Annotated in this window: 15 protein-coding genes; 13 read left to right on the top strand and 2 right to left on the bottom strand. The window is 71.3% G+C overall.

Annotated elements, in window-relative coordinates; translation table 11 throughout:
- The first annotated feature begins 86 nt into the window (after positions 1-86).
- Positions 87-2,159 (top strand): hypothetical protein, encoded by a 2,073-nt coding sequence (locus ACF1A1_RS33035; protein ID WP_392004829.1) that lies wholly within the window; start codon positions 87-89, stop codon positions 2,157-2,159.
- A gap of 222 nt (positions 2,160-2,381) precedes the next feature.
- Positions 2,382-3,602, top strand: a complete 1,221-nt coding sequence (locus tag ACF1A1_RS33030) for a glycosyltransferase family 2 protein (protein WP_392004828.1) — start codon at positions 2,382-2,384, stop codon at positions 3,600-3,602.
- A 480-nt stretch (positions 3,603-4,082) separates the two neighbouring features.
- Here ACF1A1_RS33030 and ACF1A1_RS33025 read toward each other — a convergent pair whose 3' ends face one another.
- Positions 4,083-5,480, bottom strand: coding sequence for a polysaccharide pyruvyl transferase family protein (locus tag ACF1A1_RS33025; RefSeq protein WP_392004826.1), 1,398 nt, complete (start codon positions 5,478-5,480; stop codon positions 4,083-4,085).
- A gap of 216 nt (positions 5,481-5,696) precedes the next feature.
- On the opposite strand from ACF1A1_RS33025, the gene proB reads away from it, so the two are divergent.
- The 5 genes from proB (at position 5,697) to ACF1A1_RS33000 (ending at position 10,935) form a co-directional block, all read left to right on the top strand.
- A complete protein-coding gene (proB, locus tag ACF1A1_RS33020) occupies positions 5,697-6,824 on the top strand; it encodes a glutamate 5-kinase (RefSeq protein WP_392004824.1) in 1,128 nt (375 codons plus the stop codon).
- A 279-nt stretch (positions 6,825-7,103) separates the two neighbouring features.
- Positions 7,104-7,631, top strand: a complete 528-nt coding sequence (locus ACF1A1_RS33015; protein WP_392004822.1) for a hypothetical protein — start codon at positions 7,104-7,106, stop codon at positions 7,629-7,631.
- A 118-nt stretch (positions 7,632-7,749) separates the two neighbouring features.
- On the top strand, positions 7,750-9,036 hold the full coding sequence (locus ACF1A1_RS33010; RefSeq protein ID WP_392004820.1) for a glutamate-5-semialdehyde dehydrogenase: 1,287 nt from the start codon (positions 7,750-7,752) through the stop codon (positions 9,034-9,036).
- Between the two features lie 90 nt (positions 9,037-9,126).
- Positions 9,127-9,741: a hypothetical protein gene (locus tag ACF1A1_RS33005; RefSeq protein ID WP_392004818.1), complete on the top strand. Its 615-nt coding sequence runs from the start codon at positions 9,127-9,129 to the stop codon at positions 9,739-9,741.
- A 123-nt stretch (positions 9,742-9,864) separates the two neighbouring features.
- Positions 9,865-10,935 carry a hypothetical protein gene (locus ACF1A1_RS33000; RefSeq protein ID WP_392004816.1) on the top strand — a complete coding sequence of 357 codons (1,071 nt, stop codon included), beginning with the start codon at positions 9,865-9,867 and terminating at the stop codon, positions 10,933-10,935.
- A 351-nt stretch (positions 10,936-11,286) separates the two neighbouring features.
- Here the strand turns inward: ACF1A1_RS33000 and ACF1A1_RS32995 are convergent, their stop codons facing one another.
- Positions 11,287-12,381: a M48 family metallopeptidase gene (locus tag ACF1A1_RS32995; protein WP_392004814.1), complete on the bottom strand. Its 1,095-nt coding sequence runs from the start codon at positions 12,379-12,381 to the stop codon at positions 11,287-11,289.
- A gap of 141 nt (positions 12,382-12,522) precedes the next feature.
- Here ACF1A1_RS32995 and ACF1A1_RS32990 point away from each other — a divergent pair, with 141 nt between their 5' ends.
- The 6 genes from ACF1A1_RS32990 to ACF1A1_RS32965 all read left to right on the top strand — a co-directional run bounded on the left by ACF1A1_RS32990 (position 12,523) and on the right by ACF1A1_RS32965 (position 16,736).
- A complete protein-coding gene (locus ACF1A1_RS32990) occupies positions 12,523-12,684 on the top strand; it encodes a hypothetical protein (RefSeq protein WP_392004812.1) in 162 nt (53 codons plus the stop codon).
- Between the two features lie 186 nt (positions 12,685-12,870).
- Positions 12,871-13,035 carry a hypothetical protein gene (locus ACF1A1_RS32985; RefSeq protein WP_383249839.1) on the top strand — a complete coding sequence of 55 codons (165 nt, stop codon included), beginning with the start codon at positions 12,871-12,873 and terminating at the stop codon, positions 13,033-13,035.
- A 79-nt stretch (positions 13,036-13,114) separates the two neighbouring features.
- Complete coding sequence (gene nadD / locus ACF1A1_RS32980) at positions 13,115-13,741, top strand: nicotinate-nucleotide adenylyltransferase (protein ID WP_392004810.1); 627 nt, start codon at positions 13,115-13,117, stop codon at positions 13,739-13,741.
- Between the two features lie 16 nt (positions 13,742-13,757).
- Complete coding sequence (locus ACF1A1_RS32975; protein WP_392004808.1) at positions 13,758-15,512, top strand: LCP family protein; 1,755 nt, start codon at positions 13,758-13,760, stop codon at positions 15,510-15,512.
- Positions 15,513-15,621: 109 nt separating this feature from the next.
- A complete protein-coding gene (gene rsfS, locus ACF1A1_RS32970) occupies positions 15,622-16,065 on the top strand; it encodes a ribosome silencing factor (protein WP_392004806.1) in 444 nt (147 codons plus the stop codon).
- Positions 16,062-16,736 (top strand): histidine phosphatase family protein, encoded by a 675-nt coding sequence (locus tag ACF1A1_RS32965; RefSeq protein ID WP_392004804.1) that lies wholly within the window; start codon positions 16,062-16,064, stop codon positions 16,734-16,736. The genes rsfS and ACF1A1_RS32965 overlap by 4 nt, the downstream gene beginning before the upstream one ends.
- Positions 16,737-16,757: the final 21 nt, after the last annotated feature.

Raw genomic sequence — 16,757 nt, 5'->3', positions numbered from 1 at the left:
TCCGTAAAAATCCCGAAACCTCCAGAAGGGATTTTCCGGACTTTCCGGCTTCTATGACCGGCACCCCTCCCAGAGCAGGTTCCTCCGTGATAACCACCGCTATTCGGGTCGCCCGGGTGGGCAGCGCGGCCGAGCTGGCCGCGGCGGCCCTCATGACGCTGGGTTACCCCTGCCTCATGCTGGCCGCGCTCGTCCCGAGCGTCCCCGCCTTCGCCGCCGCGGCCGCCGTGACGTACCTGGCGGACCTCTATCTCCACCGCAAGGGCAGCTACCTCATCACCCTCCTGGGAAAGGTGAGAGCCGGTCTGTCGACGCGCTTCCTGGTCCGAGAACTGCTGCTGATCCTGCTGCTGGCCAGACTCGACCTCTCCAAGGAGCCGGTCTTCTACGCGGCGATCGCCTGCTTCACGATCTTCTTCGGTCTCCAGGCCCCGCACGGCGCGCTCGTCACCCTGATCGGCAACCGCCGCCAGATGCCGGTGGTCACCCGCAACGTGGACCTGGTCTCCCGGATGCGCATCCCGGACGCCCCGCCGCGCCGCCTGCTCAGCCGGGCCGGCGTGAAGATGCTGCACCTGGACCTCGCGGCCGTCGTCGGCCTGCTCGTCTACGCCCTCACGGACGTGGAGCTCGCCGGTTTCGTCGGCGTGGGCGTCACCCTGGTCCTGGGTGCGCTGTACGTCGTCGCGCTGGCGCCGTACCTGCGCGCCCGGCGGATCCCGCCGAAGGCCGACAAGGTGCTGAAGACGGTCAGCGCCTGGCTGCGCGAGTACCGGCCGGAGACGGTGCTGTACTTCTCCGGCTCCGCCGACTCCGCCTACCAGGTCAACATGTGGCTGGAGACGATGGAGCAGCTGGACTCCCGTCCGCTGATCATCCTGCGTGAGCGCTACATCCTGGAGAAGATGGCGCCCACCACGGTCCCCGTCATCTGCGTGCCCGGGGGGGTGCACCTGATGAACCTGGACCTGTCCACGGTGCGGGTCGCGCTGTACGCGGCCAACGTCGGCAAGAACATCCACCTGCTGCGCGTCCCCACGATGAAGCACGTCTTCATCGGCCACGGCGACAGCGACAAGCTCGCCAGCGTCAACCCGTTCAGCAAGGTCTACGACGAGGTGTGGACCGCCGGACGCGCGGGCCGTGACCGCTACGCCATCGCCGACGTCGGCATACGCGACGAGGACATCGTCGAGGTGGGCCGCCCGCAGCTCGCGCCGATCAAGCCGTGGAAGGGCACGCCCGACGGCCGGATCCCGACGATCCTGTACGCGCCCACCTGGGAGGGCTGGGACGACAACCCGGGCAACACCTCGATCCTGCTGGCCGGCGAGAACATCGTGAAGAAGCTGGTCGCGGCCGAGCCCCCGGTCCGCGTCCTGTACAAGCCGCACCCCTTCACCGGCACCCGCAGCGCCAAGGCCGCCGCCGCCCACCGCCGTATCACCGCGCTGATCAAGAAGGCCGCCGCCGGACGCGCCGCCGACCCCCGCTTCACCGGGGACCCGGCCGCCCAGGCCAAGGCCAAGGCCGAGCTGACCCGCCTCAAGTCCCGCCTGGACGCGCTGTCCCTCGCCTTCGACGAGAAGGCCGACGAGGCCGTGACCAGCCGCGACGGCCTGGTCGACATGCGCAAGCACGAAGAGGCCGCCCGGCTGCGCACCGAGTGGAACGACGCCTACTGGCGCTCCTTCCCCGCCTTCGAGCACCGCGTCATCACCGGCACCGAACCGCGTCTGTACGACTGCTTCAACGCCTCCGACGCGATGGTGTCCGACATCTCCAGCGTCGTCTCCGACTTCATCGCCAGCGGCAAGCCGTACGCGGTCACGGACTCGGCGGAGCTGGGCGCGGAGGAGTTCAAGCGGCAGAACACCGCCGTGCGCGCGGCCGTGATCCTCACCAACGGCGCGGCCGAGCTGGACCAGCTGCTGGACGCCGTACGCGATCCGGCCGCCGACCCGCTGGCCGAGGACCGCAAGGAGCTCAAGGAGTACCTGCTCGGCCCCGACGAGCCGACCTCCATCGAGCAGTTCAACACCGCCGTCTCCGACCTCGCGTTGAAGGCCGAGGCACGCAACATGGGCCAGGAGTCCCGGGCCGCCGCGTCGGCGGCCGGCGGGCCGGAACTGGCGGAGGACGGCGTCACGGCGGTGTGACGACGGCCCGACGACGGTCTGAGACCCGTCGGGCACGGCACCCGGCGCCCATCGGCTCGGCCCCCGGAGAGTGATCTCCGGGGGCCGAGCCGTTTCCGTTCGCTGTGACGCGGCACACATGCAGGTGCGGAGGTAACGGAAGCAACCCCTCTCCTTAATCACCCGTCTATCGGGTTGTCGGACTATTGACTAAGGGGTAAGCGTGCGTTATGAGGGGGACAAGTGACCCTGGCCGAGCCTGATGTCAGCGTGATCATCGGTGCCTACGAAGCCATGCCCTACCTGATCGAGTGCCTGGCGTCGGTCGAGGCGCAGTCGATGGATCCGGCGCGCATCGAGGTCATCGCGGTCGACGACGGCTCCCGGGACGGCACCGGCGACTGCCTGGAGGAGTTCGCCGCCCGCGCCCCCATGGCGGTCACGGTCATCCACCAGGAGAACTCCGGCGGCCCCAGCGGCCCCCGCAACGTCGGCCTCGCCAAGGCCACCGGCCGCTACGTCTTCTTCCTCGACGCCGACGACCGGCTCGGCCCCGAGGCCCTGGAACGCATGGTCGCCATGGCCGACCGCAACGGCACGGACGTCGTCCTCGGCCGCGTCGAGGGCGTCAACCGCAAGCCGCCCCGGTCGATGTGGAACAAGACCCTCGACCGCACGGACGTCTTCTCCTCCAACATCAAGTTCACGCTCAGCGCGCAGAAGCTGTTCCGCCGGGCGATGCTGGAGCGGCACGGCATGCGCTTCGACGAGTCCCTGTGGACCGGCGAGGACGCGCTGTTCACGATGGAGGCCTATCTGCGGGCCGACGGCGTCTCCGTGCTTGCCGACTACACCTGCTACTACCTGGTGGGCCGTACGGACGGCAAGCACGTGACGAAGAGCGGGAGTTACACCCTGCGCTTCGACTCCGCGCGCGCCCTGATGGAGCTGATCGCACGGATGCTCCCGCCCGGCGCCAAGCGGGACACGCTCATGGTCCGCCCCTTCCTCATCACGCTCCTGCCGCAGTTCGGGCCGGTGTTCCTGCGGAACGACGAGGAGATCCGGCGTACCAAGATGGAGCTGGCCCAACCGCTGATGGAGACCTACTGGAACGAGGGCGTCGCCCACCGCCTCAGGGTCCACGAACGGCTGCGCCTGCACCTGGTGGCCCAGCAGCGCGCCGATCTCCTCGCGGACGTCCTCGAGTTCATCAAGGCCAAGCAGGAGCCCGCTCCCGTCCTGGAGAAGCGCGGCACCCGCCTCTACCTCGCCTACCCCCACTTCCGGTCCACGGGGGCCGGCATACCCGACCGCGTCTACCTCGCCGAACCCCGCGAGGCGAAGGCGTACCCGGGCTGGCGCAAGGGCCCGACCGAGTCCTTCCTCCGACGGGCGACCCGGAAGCTGCGCAGGCTGCTGTCCCAGCACCGGGTGACACCGAGGAGCGCCACGACGGTGTGAGACGGCCGACGGGGTGTGCGGGCGCGGGCCTGCCGGGTGTGAGGCGGGAGGCGTACGGCGGCGTGAGGCGGGCCTACCTGGGCGGTGTGGTGGGCGTGGGCCGGTCGGCCGGGGCGCCGCGGCCGACGTGAGCCTGCCGACCCAGGGGCGCGGGGGCCGCAGCGATACGCGGCTCCGCCCGCGTGGGCGTGACAAGCCACGCACGCCGTGGCCCCGGCGACGGGCGGCAACTCCTGCGGCGTACCGCCGCGTGGGCGCCTCGCACGTTGCGACGGCCGGCAACTCCTATGGCGGGCCGCCGCGCGGGGGCCGCGCATGCGGACGGCCGGCACCCCCACGGCGTACCGCCGCGTGCGTGTCCCGCACCTCCCGCACCCGGCGACGGCCGCAACTCCCATGGCGTTCCGCCGCGCGGGCGCCGCGCACGCGGCGACGGCCGGCAACCCCTACGGCGCGCCCCCGCGTGAGCGTCCCGCGGAGCTACTTCGTCGGCTTCAGTGCCCGTCGCAGCGGTCCCCCCACCACACGCCGTGCGCGGCGGTAGATCGACGGCGTCGGAAGGGCGGCCTTGGCGGCCGCCGCCTTGGCGCTGACCTTGGACTTGGTCAGCTCCCGCTTCAACTGCGCGTTCGCGCTGTCCAGTTCGGCGATGCGCTGCTGGAGCCACCCGAACCGGCTCGTCACGGAGGTCAGGTCGACGTCGTTCCACGGGCGCACGCCCGCCGGGAAGGTCAGCGACCGCAGCTTCTTCTCGAAGGCCTCGCCCCCGTCGCCGTGCGTGAAGGTGTTCTCCAGACCGTTCTTGTCCAGGAACGCCGTGAAGCGGTCGAAACGCTCCTTGTGGTTGCCGCTCAGGGGGCCGAAGTCGGCCTCCTCGTACAGCTCGGCCGGGTCGAGCTCCGCGGGCACCTCGTTGAGCAGCCGGTGCGGGATCTCGAAGTAGCGGCACAGCTCCAGCGTGCGCGAGTCGAAGGCCAGCACGGTCGCGGGCGTGCCCGCCAGCAGCGCCGCGATGTTGCCGTGGATGCGCGAGCCGAACGAGTAGTCGAAGTCCCGCAGGTCGTCGATCCAGGTGACCGGATCGATGTACACGCGGACCTTGTCCTCCCGGTACATCGGGTGGTCGGGGTGGGTCGGCATCTCGGTGATGCGGCCGGCCGGGGAGTTCACGTCCCGCCAGTGCAACTGCTTGGCGTCGGTGAGGTTCTGGCCGATGTAGCGCAGGTTCGGGTACTGCGCGTGCGCCCGGGTGATGATCCTGTGCAGGCCCCCGCCGCGCACCGCGGTGTGCGAGCCGTTGACCGCCACCCGCGAGTCCGCGGTCAGCGCCGCCGCCCGCTTCTCGATGGGGAGCTGGTCGCCGTACATGAACATCGACGGGCAGCCGATGACCTCGACGTCCTTGAAGCCCATGTCGTTGAGGTACTTCTCGGTGAACTCACCGCGCACGCCGATGGTCGCGCTGTGCTCCAGCACCGCCGCGCAGAAGGCGCGCACGGTCGGCTCCATGGGCTTCAGCCGCGCCGGGTCGTAGGTCACCCCGGTCTGCGCGCCGACACCCAGCACCACGACCGGGATCTTCAGCTTGCCGATGAGCCGGGTCAGCCGCTGCAGCGCGGCCTCGAAGGACGGCCGGAAGGCGTTGGCGAGAGGCACGACGAAGGCGTCGTACTCCTCGTTGATCCGCCCGGCCGCGCCGACGTCGGTCCGCATCCCGTTCGAGAAGACCTCGACGTTCGGCGTCGTGAGGATCTTGTGGGCGGCGTCACTGAAGATCAGATTGCCGGAATTGGTGGCGATCACGTCGCGGTGGAGGGCTTCCTCGACGGGAATGACGTCGAAGGGGCCCTTCCCCGATCGGAGGAGTATGCGCTTCACAGAGCGAACTTTAGGTGACCGAAACTTCAAAATAAATTTTGACTCTCTTCAAGTTCCACGGGGAACCCCTACAACCTTTTTGCCGTACGCAAACGGTAAGCGAATGCCTACTGTACGTGATCGTTCCGGGGAGTGGAACCCAGGGGCGGCCGGCGACCCCCTTCGCGTAGATTGCCTGAGGGGCAGGCGTGACTAGGCGAGGGGACGAAGGACAAGGTGGCAGGGGCAAGGCAGGCCGTACGCGAGGCCCGCAGGATCGTCGTCAAGGTGGGCTCCTCGTCGCTGACCACCGCCTCGGGCGGGCTGGACGCCGACCGGGTCGACGCACTCGTCGACGTCCTCGCCAAGAGCCGCAGCGGGGGAGAGAAGGAGATCGTCCTCGTCTCCTCCGGCGCCATCGCGGCCGGCCTCGCCCCGCTGGGCCTGCGCCGCCGGCCCAAGGACCTCGCCCGCCAGCAGGCAGCCGCCAGCGTCGGCCAGGGCCTGCTCGTGGCCCGCTACACCGCCTCCTTCGCCCGCTACGGCGTCCGTGTCGGCCAGGTGCTCCTGACCTCCGACGACATGAGCCGCCGCGCCCACCACCGCAACGCCTCGCGCACCCTCGACAAGCTGCTGGCGATGGGTGCCTTCCCGATTGTCAACGAGAACGACACCGTCGCCACGGACGAGATCCGCTTCGGCGACAACGACCGGCTCGCCGCCCTCGTCGCCCACCTCGTCCACGCCGACCTGCTCGTGCTGCTGTCCGACGTGGACGGCGTGTACGACGGCGACCCCGGCAAGCCGGGGACCTCGCGGATCCCGGAGGTGCGCGGGCCCGGCGACCTGGCGGGGATCGAGATCGGCAGCGCCGGCAAGGCGGGCGTCGGCACCGGTGGCATGGTCACGAAGGTCGAGGCCGCCCGGATCGCGGCCGCCGCCGGCATCCCCGTGGTCCTCACCAGCGCCGTGCACGCGGCCGACGCCCTCTCCGGCGGCGACACCGGCACCTACTTCCACTCCACCGGCCGGCGCTCCGCCGACCGGCTGCTCTGGCTCCAGCACGCCTCCACCCCGCAGGGCTCGCTCACCCTGGACGACGGGGCGGTCCGGGCGGTCGTCGAGCGGCGCACGTCGCTGCTGCCGGCCGGAATCGCCGGCGTCGAGGGCGACTTCAGCGCGGGCGACCCCGTCGAGCTGCGCGACGGCCGGGGGCACGCGGTGGCCCGCGGCCTCGTCAACTTCGACGCCAAGGAGATCCCGCAGCTGATCGGCCGCTCCACCCGCGAACTGGCGCGCGAGCTGGGCGCGGAGTACGAGCGGGAGGTCGTCCACCGGGACGATCTGGTGATCCTGCACCCCTGAGCCGAGTCGAACGACCGCTCCCGGACCCGCTCGAACGATCCGTACCGGTGGGGGACGTTCCGTGAAACCGCCCCACGGAGCCCTGCCGCCTGCTCAACTTTGTCTCTGGGACACATTCCGCACGAGCGCTGCGTAAAGGAGGCCGTCGTGAGACGAGTGCGCCCTGGGGTGGCAGCGGCCCGTGGGAGTACCGACGGGGCCGCCAGGACGTCCTCGGCAGGCACGGCGTCCTCCGGCACGACGTCCTCTGGCACCTCTGGTACGGCGGCCTCCGGTGCGATGCCGTCCGGTACGGAGTCCCCCGCCGTGGCGTCGTCCGGTAGGGCGTCGTCGGGTGCGGCCTCCTTCGCCGGCAAGCCGTCCTCGCGGGCGGCCGGCGAGGAGCGTGCCCTGACGAGCGTGGCGGCGGGCGAGCGGTACCGGGCACCGCAGGGCGACGGACCGGAGGGCCCCCGGCCCGAGGACCTGCCCCGCCTGTGGCACGTCACCCTGAGCGTCTCCGGCGAGGACGCCGACCTGAAGGAACTGCGCCGCGCCCTCGAGCAGCTCGCCCACGACCACCCCTTCCTCCTGACCAGTCGCTACGCCGTCGACCACGCGGAGATCCGCTACTGGGAGGAGGCCCGCGACCTGCACGACGCGGCCGCCGTCGCCCTGCGCCTGTGGGGCGAGCACCGCCAGACCGCGGGACTGCCGCCCTGGGAGATCGTCGGCCTGGAGGTCATCGACCGTCAGACCTACCACCAGCGCCTCGCCGAGGGCTTCGGCCCGTCGCCGGCGACCCCTGTCGGAGTTCACCCCTTTTGACCCTGTCTCCTCAGTCGTCGTCCCGGTGATCCGTGCAGCCGTCTCGGCCCGCGTCCCGCGCGTCTCGGGGTGTGGAACAGCCGATGGACGGGCCCGCGCCGCGCACTACCCTTCCCGTATGACCACGCTCTCGCCGTACGACGCCCTGTCCCCGGTCACCCAGGCCGCCTACCGCGCCAAGGCAGCCGCCGCCGACCTCGCGCCGCTGCCCCGGGCCGCCAAGGACGACGCGCTGCTCGCCATCGCGGACGCGCTGGAGGTCCGTGCGAGCGAGATCGTCGAGGCCAACGCCAAGGACATCGCCAAGGCCCGCGAGGCCGGCACCAGCGAGGCCATCGTCGACCGGCTGACGCTCACCCCGGAGCGGGTGCGGGCCATCGCCTCCGACGTGCGGGACGTCGTCGCGCTGCCCGACCCCGTCGGTGAGGTCGTGCGCGGCTCGGCCCTCCCCAACGGCATCGACCTGCGGCAGGTCCGCGTCCCGCTCGGCGTCGTCGGCATCATCTACGAGGCCCGCCCGAACGTCACGGTGGACGCCGCGGCACTGTGCCTGAAGTCCGGCAACGCCGTACTGCTGCGCGGCTCGGGCTCCGCCTACGCGTCGAACACCGCCCTCGTCCGGGTGATCCGTGACGCCGTCGGCGGTGCCGGGCTGCCCGCCGACGCCGTCCAGCTCGTACCGGGGGAGAGCCGCGAGAGCGTGCGCGAGCTGATGCGCGCCCGCGGTCTCGTCGACGTACTGATCCCGCGCGGCGGCGCCTCCCTCATCAGGACGGTCGTCGCCGAGTCCACCGTTCCGGTGATCGAGACCGGCACCGGCAACTGCCACGTCTACGTCGACGCCCAGGCCGACATCGACATGGCCATCGAGATCCTGATCAACTCCAAGGCCCAGCGGGTCAGCGTCTGCAACGCCGCCGAGACCCTCCTGGTCCACCAGGACATCGCCCCCGAGTTCCTGCCCCGCGCCCTGGACGCCCTCGCCGACGCCGGCGTCACCGTCCACGCCGACGAGCGCGTACTGGCGTACGCCGCGGACTCCAAGGCCACCGTCGTCGAGGCCACGCCCGAGGACTGGGAGACGGAGTACCTGTCGTACGACATCGCGGCGGCGGTCGTCGACTCGCTCGACAAGGCCGTCGAGCACATCCGGCTGTGGACCTCCGGCCACACCGAGGCCATCGTGACCACCTCCCAGCAGGCCGCCCGCCGCTTCACCCAGCTGGTCGACTCGACCACGGTCGCCGTGAACGCCTCCACCCGCTTCACGGACGGCGGCCAGTTCGGCTTCGGCGCGGAGATCGGCATCTCCACCCAGAAGCTGCACGCCCGCGGCCCCATGGGCCTGCCGGAGCTGACCAGCACCAAGTACATCGTCACGGGCGACGGGCACGTACGCCGCTGACGGGGGGCGTGCGGCGCCCGGCGGGGGCGCGCGCAAGGGCCGTGGGAGGCGTCTCATCAGGCGGATGAATTTCCATACCGTCTGCCCAAAATGACCCCCCAGGTCTACTCTGGATCCGTGCCGGAGGACGTGGGGGGCACGCCGTTCCCTGACGGCTGGGAGCCCGACGACGACCACGACCGCGGGGTGTCGGACGAAGAGTTCGCCTCCGTGGTCTTCGACGAGGCCTTCGTACAGGCGGCCGTGGTGCACGAGCCGACCGCCGTGGAACGCCTCCTGGCCGCCGCGCAGGCGAGAGCCGAGGCCTCCGAGGCCGAAGCCCGCCGCGCCCGCGCCCGCGGCGACCGCTACGACGACCCGTACGGTCCCGACGGCCCCGGCGATTTCGGCCATGATCCGGACTACGACGACCTGGACGACAGCGACGACACCGACGCCTGGGACCGCCGCTACGGCAGCTTCGGGACCTACGGCAAGCAGGTCCGCTGGCACCGTCCCGTCGCCTGGATGCTCGCCCTGGTGATGGGCGTCGGCATGGTCGTGCTGGCCTTCGCGGCCGTCTACCGCGGTGCCTCCTCCGGCAGCAGCCGGGACCAGGTGCCGCTGCCCGCCTCGACCGGGCTCGGGCAGGGGAGCGGACTCACCCCGTCCGCGTCCACCGACCACTCCCGGCCACCCGTCTCGGCGGTCCCGCGCACGCCCTGAGCACGGGCGGCACGGCGGCCGGGAAAAGGGCTCCCAGGTGGCCTCTCCGGTGGATGAGGACCTGTCAGAAGTTGCGGGCCGGCACAGCGTTTACCCGCGCTCCGCGCGACCTACCCTGAAAGTATGGGCGGGCCCGGAGACCCACCGGAGGGGACACCCGAGGGAGCTCCCGGTGGAGGAGAGGACGAGTACCGATCCGTCGTCTTCGACGAATCGTTCGTTCGTGCTGCCCGCCTCCAGGAGTACTCCGCCGAGGAACGCATCGCCGATCACGCCCCCGCCGTCCGCCGCCGCCCGCCCCTGCGCCGCGGCCTGCCCCGGCAGGCGCTCGTCCTCGTCGTCCTGATCGCCCTCGCCTTCGGCACCGCACTCTTCATGGGCGTCCGCCACCCCTACCAGAACCCGTCCGCCCGCCGGCCCGTGGAACCCCTGCGGATGACCGTCATCCCGCTCGCCCCGCAGGGCGCCGTGCCCGGCACGGCCGACCCCGAGTACCTGTACGCGCACAGCCCCGCCGCGCACTACCGCATCGGTGCCGAGGGCATCCCGCTGCCCGCGTCCCGGCGCACCGCGCACTTCTCCGACAGCCAGGTCGTCACCGCCCTGACCACCGCCAAGGAGTACATCGTGCGCTCCTCCCTCTACCCGGAGGTGCTCACCGGGCAGCAGGTGCGCCCCGTGCGGGTGCTGATCGACCCCGACCAGATCGACCAGTTCGACGAGAGCTTCGCCCACCCGGCGGCGGACGGGCGGCACGCGCCGACCGGGTGGCTGGTGCGCTTCGACCCCGCCCGGGCCGAGCTGGCCGACCGCAGGATCCGCGTCCACGGCACGCTGCAGGCCGCCGAGGCCGACTCCTCCACCCTCGAGGTCACCGCCGACCACACCTTCGTGTACGCCCTACGGTCGCCCGGCGCCGACGCCAGGACGCCGGCCTCGCTGTTCACCGTCCGCCGTGAGCTGCAGTTCCGCTTCGACCGCGACGACCTGCGGATGCGACAGACCCAGCTGATCGTCTCCTACGTCCAGGCCGGACCGCTGTCCTGCGCCGAGGACTCCACGAACCATCTGCGGCCGCTGCTCGCCGGCCAGACCGCCAAGGAGGGCGGCCCGGCCGGCACGGACCCGTACGCGACCGGCGGGGCGACGGCGCTGTGCGGGTCGCTGGCGGGGAGTGCGCAGCCGAAGGTGTGACCCCGGCCGGCCCGACCCGGCCCGGCAGCGGCCGACCCGACCCTGGTGGGTAGTGGCTGCCCCGGGCGCGTATCAGCTGGTCCGGTGCGGTGAGGGCGAGAGGGCGAGCGCGGGCGGTCGGCACGGGCAGGGGGCGGGGGCAGGGGCGGAGGCTGGTCGGTACGGGCCGGGGGCCGGTCGCTAAGGGCCGGGTTGCCCGCACCGGGTGGTGCGGGCCGGGCTGAGCGCACCGGGTGGTGAGGGACGGGTGGTGCAGGTCGGCTGTCTGCACCAGGTGGGGTGGGACGGGGGCAGGCGGGGTCCGCTCGCACCGGTCCGGGTGATGCGGGCCGGGCGGTGTGGAGCGCTGGGTCAGTCCTCGTCGCGCGGGGGTGTGTCCGTCGGGCGGTCCTTCGGCGGCGCGGAGCTCGTGAAGCCGTCGAAGCCGCGGCGGACCCGGCCGCCCAGGTCGCCCGCCCCGCCCGCTATGTCGGTGACCAGCTTCATCAGCGGGTCCTTGGAGCTCTTGACGTGGTCGGCGTAGTGCGACGCCGACTCGCGGAAGGAGCCGCTGACCGAGGTGTCCTTGTCCTCGGTGCGCCGCGGGTAGTGGCCGTCCAGGATCCGCTGGTAGTCCCGGGACTCGGCCCACTTCTTCAGCTCGGCCGCGCGCACGGTGGTGAAGGGGTGGGAACGGGGCAGCACGTTGAGGATCTTCAGCACGGAGTCGCGCAGGTCGCCGCCGGCCTCGTACTCCTCGGCCTGCTGGAGGAACGCGTCCACGTTCATCTCGTGCAGGTGGTTTCCGCCGGCGATCTTCATCAGGCCGCGCATCGAGGCCTTCAGGTCCTGGCCGACGAGCAGCCCGGCGCGGTCGGCGGACAGCTCCGACTTGCGGAACCACTCGCGCAGGGCGGTCACGATCGCCATGATCGCGAGGTTGCCGAGCGGGATCCAGGCGACCCTGAGGGCGAGACTGGTCAGGAACAGCAGGATGGTCCGGTAGACGGAGTGGCCGGACAGCGCGTGCCCCACCTCGTGCCCGATGACGGCCCGCATCTCCTCCTCGTCGAGCAGCTCGACGAGGCCGGTGGTGACGACGATGATCGGCTCGTCCAGGCCGATGCACATCGCGTTGGGCTGCGGGTCCTGGTTGACGTACATCGGCGGGACCTTCTCCAGGTCCAGGATGTAACAGGCGTCCCGCAACATGTCGTTGAGGTGGGCGAACTGCTGGTCCGAGACGCGGACCGAGTCGGACAGGAACAGCAGCCTCAGGCTCCGCTCGGGCAACAGCCCGCTGAGCGCCTTGAAGACGGTGTCGAAGCCGCTCAGCTTGCGCAGCGCGACCAGCGCGGAACGGTCGGCCGGGTGTTCGTACGCACGCGAGGAGATGCCCGGGAAGCGCTTGCGCTGCCTGCTGGGCACGTTCTCGTGGCTCGTCTGCTCGTGGCCGTCGTCGGACATGTCTTCCCCCATGTGCGTGTTGGTGGCCCTCGTATGTCAGGTCCTTTGCGGACCCTTGTGCAGCCCTTTGCGCCCCCGAAGCAGGACCCAGCCTAGGCGGAGTTACGGTGGACGGGCACTACACCGAAGGAGTCCCGCGCCATGGAGCACAACCCCGCAGCGGTCTGGCTCACCCAGGCCGCCGGCGCCGCCCAGCAGCAAGGGGCGGGGAACCTGCTCCGGATCGTCCTGATCGTGATGATCCTGGGCTGCGCACTGACCGCCTGGTTCCTGCTGCGGGGCTACAAGCGGAAGGACGACTGAGCGGTCGGGAAGGTTCCCCGGCCTTCGCCGACCCGTCGCCGGGACACAGCCGGCCTCCTTCACGGTGGGGGCGGCGCCGTGGGTGCGTGAGGGGTAACGGTGGAGTCGGGGTGATGGGTGATGGGGCGCCCGCTTACGATGGGCCGACGTCTTTATCCCGCCCACACCGGATAGGTCCTGCCGAAGATGAGCTTCCACAGCGCCGCTGCCCAGTTGGTCACCCTCGCCGCCGAGGGCGAGGAGCACGGTGGCAACCACGAGAGCCTGAGCCCGCTGGTGACCGGTGGTGCCGCGTTCCTGATCCTGATGCTGCTGCTGTGGATCACGACCCGCTTCAACCGCGACCGCTGAGGCACACCTTGTCCATACCGGGGCGCTCCGGGCATCCGTCGGCCGGTGCCCTCAGGCCGGGCCGGTAGGGTCTGCACGCATGGGAGAGCAGGACATGCCTACCGGCCCGTCGAACCACGGCAAGCGCCGCCTCGGCGTCATGGGCGGGACGTTCGATCCGATCCACCACGGGCACCTCGTGGCGGCCAGTGAGGTCGCCGCGCAGTTCCACCTGGACGAGGTCGTGTTCGTTCCCACGGGCGAGCCCTGGCAGAAGAGCCACCGCAGGGTCTCCCCGGCCGAGGACCGCTACCTGATGACGGTGATCGCGACCGCCGAGAACCCGCAGTTCTCGGTCAGCCGCATCGACATCGACCGCGGCGGCCCCACCTACACCGTGGACACCCTGCGCGACCTACGGGCCCTCAACCCCGACACCGACCTCTTCTTCATCACCGGTGCCGACGCGCTCGCCCAGATCCTCACCTGGCGGGACAGCGAGGAGCTGTTCTCCCTCGCGCACTTCATCGGGGTCACCCGGCCGGGGCACCACCTCAACGACCCCGGACTCCCGGAGGGCGGCGTCTCCCTCGTCGAGGTCCCCGCCCTGGCCATTTCCTCCACGGACTGCCGCGCGAGAGTCGCCAAGGGCGACCCCATCTGGTATCTGGTGCCGGACGGTGTCGTGCGCTACATCGACAAGCGCGAGCTGTACCGCGGCGAGTGAGCCGAGAGGGGTACCGGTGAACGACCGATACGACGCGCCCTACGGGGAGACCCCCTACGAGCTCGTCGGCTACGACGAATACGGGCAGCCGGTGTACCGGCAGGTCCCGCAACAGCAGGCCCCGCAACAGGCGTACGACTCGTACGGGCAGCAGCAGGGCTACGGCTACGACCCGTACGCCACGTCCGGGCAGACCGGGCAGCAGCAGACGCCCGCCTACGACCCGTACGACACCGGTCAGCAGGCGCCGGTCCACGACCCCTACGGCACCGGTCAGCAGCCCCCGGCCCACGATGCCTACGGCACCGGCGCGTACGCCCCGCAGGGTGGCGCCCGGAGCGCCGCCCCGTACGACCCCTACGGGCAGACCGCCACCAGCGGGCAGCAGCCCCGCGTCGCCGAGCAGACCGCCTACATCCCCCAGCAGGCCGGACCGGCCGCCGAGGAGACGACGACGGCGGACCCGGACGACTCCGCCCGGCCCCGACGGGAGTACCACACCGAGCAGTTCGCGTTCGTCGAGGAGCCCGACGCGGACTCCGAGGACGTCATCGACTGGCTGAACTTCACCGAGAACCGCACCGAGCGCCGCGAGGAGGCCAAGCGCCGTGCCCGCAGCCGCCTCGTCGCCCTGGTCGTGGTCCTCGCCCTGACCGCGGTCGGCGGTGTGGGCTACCTCTGGTACGCGGGGAAGCTGCCCGGTCTGTCCTCGTCGGACTCCAAGGCGACCGGCACCACGACCGCCAGTGCCGCCCAGAAGCGCGACGTGATCGTCGTCCACCTGCACGACACCGCCCAGGGCGGCACCTCCACGGTGCTGCTGGTCGACAACACCACCACCAAGCAGGGCACCACCGTCCTGCTGCCCAACTCCCTCGTCGTCACCACCGACGACGGCACCACGACCACCCTCGCCAAGTCCGTCGACGACGACGGCTCCGCCGGCACGCGTGAGGCGCTGGACACCGTCCTCGGCACCGACATCGAGGGCACCTGGCGGCTGGACACCCCCTATCTTCAGAACCTCGTCGACCTCGTCGGCACCATCGAGGTCGACACCGACACCGACGTCCCCGACCCGGACGCCACGAAGAAGGGGCAGGCCCCCCTCGTCAGCAAGGGCGAGGACCAGACCCTCAGCGGCAGGATGGCCGTCGCCTACGCCACCTACCGCGCCGAGGGCGAGGCCCAGAACGCCCAGCTGGAGCGGTTCGGCCAGGTCATGCAGGGCGTGCTGCGCAAGGTGTCCTCCGACGCGCAGGGCGCCACGGTCACCGTCCAGACCCTGGCCCAGATCCTCGACCCCTCGCTCACCGACAAGGACCTCGGCGCCTTCCTCGCCAAGCTCGCCGACCTCGCCAAGGGCGGCGACTACAAGACCGCCCTGCTGCCCGTCCAGGCCGACGGCACGCTCAGCGCCCAGGCCGGCGCGAGCGTGGTCAAGGACGTGCTCGGCGGCGCCGCGAAGAGCCCCGACAAGGACGCGGCCGTCAGCGTCTCCGTCCAGAACGCCAGCGGCGTCAAGGCCCACACCGAGGACGCGCGCGTGGTGCTCCTCAACGGCGGCTTCACCTTCCTGGAGGGCGGCGCGCCGTCCGGTACGCAGTCCGCGTCCAAGGTGCTCTACGCGGACGCCGCAGAGAAGGAGAACGCCACCGAGGTCGCCAAGACCCTGGGCCTGCCCACCAGCGCCGTGAAGAAGGGGACGGTCGCCGCCAACGCGGACGTCGCGGTCGTCCTGGGCCAGGACTACGAGCCTTCGTCGTCCTGAACGGCCCGGTGCCGGCCGCCACCGGCGAGTGATCCGTCAATGACATGGGGTGCCGTCGGCGGTCCGTGAGACCCTTGAGGTCAAACGACCGCCGACGGAAAGCCATGTAGTGACCGCCACCAACCGATCTCTCGAGCTCATCAACACCGCCGCCCAGGCGGCCGCCGACAAGCTCGCGCACGACATCATCGCCTACGACGTCAGCGACGTGCTGTCGATCACGGACGCCTTCCTGCTGGCCTCCGCCCCCAACGACCGCCAGGTCAAGTCGATCGTCGACGAGGTCGAGGAGCGCCTGCTGAAGGAGCTCGGCGCCAAGCCGGTGCGCCGCGAGGGCGACCGCGAGGCCCGCTGGGTCCTGCTCGACTACGTCGACATCGTCGTGCACGTCCAGCACAGCGAGGAGCGTGTCTTCTACGCCCTGGAGCGGCTGTGGAAGGACTGCCCCGAGCTGGACCTGCCCGACGACGCCAAGGCCACTCGCGGCAAGGCCGCGGAGCACGCCAAGCTGCAGGCCGAGGAGGACACCACCGGTTTCGGGGACCTGCGGTGAGCGCCCCCTCCCAGGCCGCGGCCGGCCGCACGCCGAGCCGCGGCCGCCGTGTCATCCTCTGGCGGCACGGTCAGACCTCGTGGAACGTGGAGCGCCGCTTCCAGGGCACCACGGACGTCCAGCTGACCGAGACCGGTGTGGCCCAGGCCCGCCGGGCCGCCCGGCTGCTCGCCTCCCTCGGGCCCGACGCGATCGTCGCGTCGGACCTGTCGCGGGCCGCGAACACGGCCGCCGAGCTCGCCGCGCTCACCGGCCTGGAGGTCGCCCACGACGAGGGCCTGCGGGAGACGTACGCGGGCGCGTGGCAGGGCCTGACACACGAGGAGATCGTCGCCCGGTACGGCGACGAGTACGCCGCGTGGAAGCGCGGCGAGCCGGTCCGCCGCGGCGGCGGCGAACTGGAGACCGAGGTCGCCGACCGCGCCGCTCCCGTCGTCCTGCGGCACGCCGAGAAGCTCCCGGAGGACGGCACACTCGTCGTCGTCAGCCACGGTGGCACCATCCGCACCACCATCGGCCGTCTCCTCGGCCTGGAGGCCCACAACTGGGAGAGCCTCGGCGGCCTCTCCAACTGCTGCTGGTCCGTCCTCGGCGAGGGCGCCCGAGGCTGGCGCCTCCTCGAACACAACGCCGGCACCCTGCCCCAGCCGGTGCTCGGCGACGACGACTGAGCACCGGACCGAGCGTCCCGG

The sequence above is a fragment of the Streptomyces sp. NPDC014995 genome (genome assembly GCF_043080745.1).
Lineage (GTDB): Bacteria > Actinomycetota > Actinomycetes > Streptomycetales > Streptomycetaceae > Streptomyces.
This window is presented reverse-complemented; position numbering and strand designations above follow the sequence as displayed.